At 67.9% G+C, this 4478-nt stretch carries 4 protein-coding genes; 1 reads left to right on the forward strand and 3 read right to left on the reverse strand.

What is annotated here, in order from left to right; genetic code table 11:
- Positions 1-127: 127 nt before the first annotated feature.
- From AC1RWI_RS37695 to AC1RWI_RS37705, 3 genes are read right to left on the reverse strand one after another with little or no spacing between them, the layout of a single operon-like run.
- The gene (locus AC1RWI_RS37695; protein ID WP_492870851.1) at positions 128-1174 is read right to left on the reverse strand and encodes a tripartite tricarboxylate transporter substrate binding protein; all 1047 of its coding nucleotides are present in this window, start codon (positions 1172-1174) and stop codon (positions 128-130) included.
- The gene (locus tag AC1RWI_RS37700; RefSeq protein WP_492870853.1) at positions 1150-2181 is read right to left on the reverse strand and encodes an NADPH:quinone oxidoreductase family protein; all 1032 of its coding nucleotides are present in this window, start codon (positions 2179-2181) and stop codon (positions 1150-1152) included. The genes AC1RWI_RS37695 and AC1RWI_RS37700 overlap by 25 nt, the downstream gene beginning before the upstream one ends.
- Positions 2181-3449 (reverse strand): CaiB/BaiF CoA transferase family protein, encoded by a 1269-nt coding sequence (locus AC1RWI_RS37705; RefSeq protein ID WP_492870854.1) that lies wholly within the window; start codon positions 3447-3449, stop codon positions 2181-2183. The genes AC1RWI_RS37700 and AC1RWI_RS37705 overlap by 1 nt, the downstream gene beginning before the upstream one ends.
- A 100-nt stretch (positions 3450-3549) precedes the next feature.
- Here AC1RWI_RS37705 and AC1RWI_RS37710 point away from each other — a divergent pair.
- Positions 3550-4478: LysR family transcriptional regulator (locus AC1RWI_RS37710; protein ID WP_492870852.1), on the forward strand; the 929-nt coding region annotated here is incomplete at its 3' end.

Below are 4478 nucleotides of genomic sequence, written 5' to 3' on the forward strand. Positions count from 1 at the left end.
CCGGGGTGGCAATTGTCCCGCCGGGGGGGCGGATCTGTCCATCGGTGCTGCCGCTTGCCACGGCAGCGCACCGATGGCCACCGATGGCCACCGATGGCCACCGATGGCTATTGACGGCTATCGACGGCTATTGATCCGCCTTGGCGCCCGACTTGCGCACGATCTCGGCCCACTTTTTGCCCTCTGCCTCGGTGTAGCGCGCGAACTCCGCGGGGGAAGAACCCACCGGTTCGGCGCCCATGTCGGCGTACTGGCGCTGCACATCGGGCTGGCGCAGTGCTTGCGCGGCGTGGGCCGCGAGCTTTTCCACGATCGGCGCTGGCGTAGCGCGCGGCGCCCACAAGCCGTACCAGGTGCTGATATTGAAGCCGGGCAAGCCAGACTCCGCCACCGTGGGCACGTCCGGCAGGGCGCGCGCCCGCTTGAGCGTAGTGACGGCCACGGCGCGCAGCTTGCCGGCCTTGATGAACGGCATCGCCGATGGCATGGAATCGAACATCAGCTGGATCTGGCCGCCCATTAGGTCGGTCAGCGCGGGCGAGCTGCCCTTGTACGGCACGTGCTGCATCGAGACATTGGCGGCGAATTTGAAGGACTCGCCCGCCAGTTGCTGGGCCGACGCATTGCCGGCCGAGCCGAAGTTGATGCTGCCGCCCTTGGCCTTGGCATAGGCGATCAGGTCTTGCACGGTCTTGACCGGCGAATCGTTGTTGACCACCAGCACCAGTGGCACATCGGCCAGTTGCGTGACGGGCACAAAGTCGCGCAAGGCGTCGTAGCGCATCCTGGGATAGATGCTCGGGTTGATCACATGCAGCGAGGCGTTGGCCAGGATGGTGTAGCCATCGGGCGCAGCCTTGGCGACCATTTCCGCGCCGATCATGCCGCTGGCGCCCGGCTTGTTGTCGATCACCACCGTCTGGCCAAGCGTGTCGCCCATCTTGACCGCCACCACGCGCGCCAGCAGGTCGGTGGGGCCGCCCGGTGGGTAAGGCAGCACCATGCGCATCGGGCGCTGCGGGAGATCGTCGGCGGCACGGGCCGGCGACGCGCCTAAGGCAGCAAGGGCGGTGGTTGCCAACGTTGCCAGCAGGGCAAGGCGCAACGCGGACCGGCGGTGCTTGGTGGGCTGTGTACTGTGTTGTGTGTTCAGGACCCTGAATCGGCTTGGCATGCGTTAGTCTCCTTGATTTTTATTGCGACTTTGCCGATAACCTGCCTGGCTTCCAGCGCGTCCAGCGCCTCGGCCAGCCCGCTCATCGGGTACACCTTCGACACGGTCGGTCGGATCTTTCCTTCGCTGGCCCAGCCGCACAGTGTCTTCATGACGGCCTGCAATGCGTGGGCATGCTGTGCCCGCTCGTTGGCGGGCGTCCAGCCGATGTAGCGGCCGACGAAAAATCCATGCAGCGTCAGGTTCTTTACCAGCAGCAGGTTCAGCGGCGCTTGCGGGATGCGGCCGCTGGCAAAGCCGATGCTGAGAATCCGCGCGTTGGCGGCCGCCGCGCGCAGCGCCTGGTCGAACAGGTCGCCGCCTACCGGGTCCACCACCACGTCGGCACCGCGCCCACCGCTCACGCGCTTGACGGCGGCGGCCAGGTCTTCCGGCGCGAGCGCATGTTGGGCGCCGCGCCGCAGGGCCTGTGCGCGTTTCGCATCGGTGCTGGCGCAAGCGATCACCTGCGCGCCCAACTGATGGGCGATTTCAACGGCGGCCAGGCCCACGCCGGCGCCGGCGCCAAGCACCAGCACCGTGTCGCCGGGCTGCACGGCGCAGCGCCACACCAGGCCGCAGTAAGCGGTGCCGTAGGAGAGCGGGATCGGCAGGGCTTGCAGCGCGTCGAGCGTATCGGGAATGGGGTAGACCGTGTATTCGGGCAGCGTGACTTCTTCGGCAAAGCAGCCCCAGTCGGCAATGGCAGCCACGCGGTCGCCAGGGCGCAGGCGGGTGACAGCTGCGCCGCAAGCCACCACGCGGCCGACCCCCTCGGTGCCGGGCACGAACGGCAGCGCCGGCTTGGTCTGATAGCGGCCTGCCACCATCAGGCCTGTGGCGTGGCTGACGCTTGCGTACTCCACGGCCAGCGTGACGGCGTGCGGATCCGCCAATGCCGGGCGCGGGATGCTGGCAAGGCGAACGTCTTGCGCTTTGCCGAAATGCTCGCACAGCAGGGCCCGCATCATGCCGTGCCTCCAGCGGTGGCGTTGCCCGCCAGAGGGCTGGCCTGCCTGACGATGCCCGTCTCCAGCCATTGCGCGAGCTTGTCCAGGGTGACACCGTACTCACGCAGCACGGCTTCGGTGTGTTCTCCGACACGCGGCGCGGCGGTGGCCGCCCGCCGCATGCCCTTGGCGGGAATGCCGGCAAACGGCAAGGCACCCAGCCCCGCCTGCTCGACCGTCTGGAAGGTCCCCTGCGGCGCCGCTAACGGGTGGTCGAGCACTTGCTGGTAGTTGCGCACCGGCGCATGAAGGACGTCATGCGCCTGCAGGATGCCGAGCCAGTGCGCCGTGCTCTTGCCGGCAAGCACCGCCGCCACGGCGTCCTGCAGCCAGGCCGCGTGCGCCATGCGGCTGGCGTTGTCCGCAAAGCGCGCATCTTGCGCCCAGCCGGGGCGATCCAGCGCGCGGCAGAGCCTGCCGAATTGCGCGTTGTTGAGCGCCAGCAAGGTGAGGCTGCCATCGCTGGTGGCAAAGACGCCATTTGGCGCGCTCACCGGCCCGGCGGCCACAGCGCCCTGGATGGCGTACTCGAGGATATTGTTGGCCTGCAGCGCCACGCAGGCGTCGAACAAGCTTAGCTCGACATGCGCGCCGGCACCGCTGCGAAAGCGCCTGCACAAGGCGGCAGCGGCGGCCTGCGCCGCGTACAGGCCAGTGGCCGCGTCCGCCAGCAGCATGCCGATGCGCCGCGGCGAGCCGTCCGCCATGCGGTTGGTGTGCATGAGGCCGCTGTCGGCCTGCATCACGGAGTCCGAGGCCGGGTGGTCGGCATAGGGGCCGTGCGCGCCGTAGCCGCTGATGGACACATAGACCAGCGCCGGGTTGCGCGCGGACAGCGCGGCGTAGCCAACGCCAAGGCGCTCGGCAACCTGCGGCCGGAAGTTCTGCACCACGATATCCGCCCGCAGCGCGAGGTCGAACAACAACGCCTTGCCGGCGTCGGTGGCCGCATCGATGCAGACGCCGCGCTTGCCGGCGTTGTACGCGATCGACAGCGCACTGTGCTCGCCACGCACCACGCCAACATGCCGGCCCCAGTCGCCAGCAGGCGGATCGACCTTGATGACGTCGGCGCCTTGCTGCCAGAGGATGTGCGCGCAGTAGGGGCCTGCGATGCCCTGGCTGATATCCAGGATGCGCAGGCCGGAGAAGGGCAGGTCGTCGACAGCTTCGGATGAAGGCGGGGTATGCGAAGGTAGCGCGGATTGCAGGTCGGTCTGGGCCATCGGCAGGGATCTGGGAGTCGTCATGTCGCATCGGATGCCCTATGCTAGGGCGTACTCCTGGCCGAGACAATCCGCCGGCCTGTGCCATCCGTGTTGACTCATGATTGACAATAATCCCAGCTTCGACCTGAACCTGATCCGGCTGTTCGTCACGCTGGTGGAATCCAGAACGCTCACGGCCGCCGCCGCGCGCGGCGGCATGACCCGCTCCAATGTCTCGCGCCGGCTCAAGGCGCTGGAGCAACATATGGGCGCGCAACTGATGCGGCGCACCACCCGCCATGTGGAGCTGACCGAGGCCGGGCGGCTGCTGTATGCGCACGGCGTGCGCATGCTGGATGAGCTGCAAGCGGCGGGCACTTCCATCGACAGTCTCGGCCAGACCGTGCGCGGCGATGTGCGGATCCGCCTGCCCACTGGGCTCGGGCACTTGTACCTGGCGCAGGTGTTGCTGGAGTTCGCCCGGCAATATCCGGCCATCTCCCTGCGCGTGCTGATCAATGACTATATCGGCGACCTGATCTGCGCCGAGGTGGATGTGGCGTTGAAGATCACCTCCCTGCCGCCGGAGGATCATGTGGCGCGCAGGATTTGCGCGGTAGGCTGGTGCCTGTGCGCATCGCCCGTGTTCCTGGCGGAGCACGGGCCGGTCAGCCGCGCGGAGGATCTTGCCCATTGCGACCTGATCGCACCGGCGTCGCTGGGCCGGCGCTTTGATCTCAAGCTGAAGCTGGCCGGCACGCCGCTGATCCTGCGGGTCGCCCCGCGCATCCAGTCCGGCGACTATCCGTTCCTGCTCGAGTCGATGATGACAGGGCTCGGCGTTGCCTTGCTGCCGCGCTACGCCGTGTGGCAGCAGATCGGGCGTGGCGAAGTGGTGGAGGTGCTGCCCGAGTACGAGCCCGAAGGCGTGGGCGACAGCATTTACATGCTGACCGCGCCGAATCGGTTTCCCACGCTGGCCACCCGCACGCTGATGGACTTCATCCGCGCACGGCTGGAGAACCAGGCGGGGAACTGGGGCGGGCG

Source organism: Cupriavidus sp. MPR-AND1C (genome assembly GCF_058809705.1).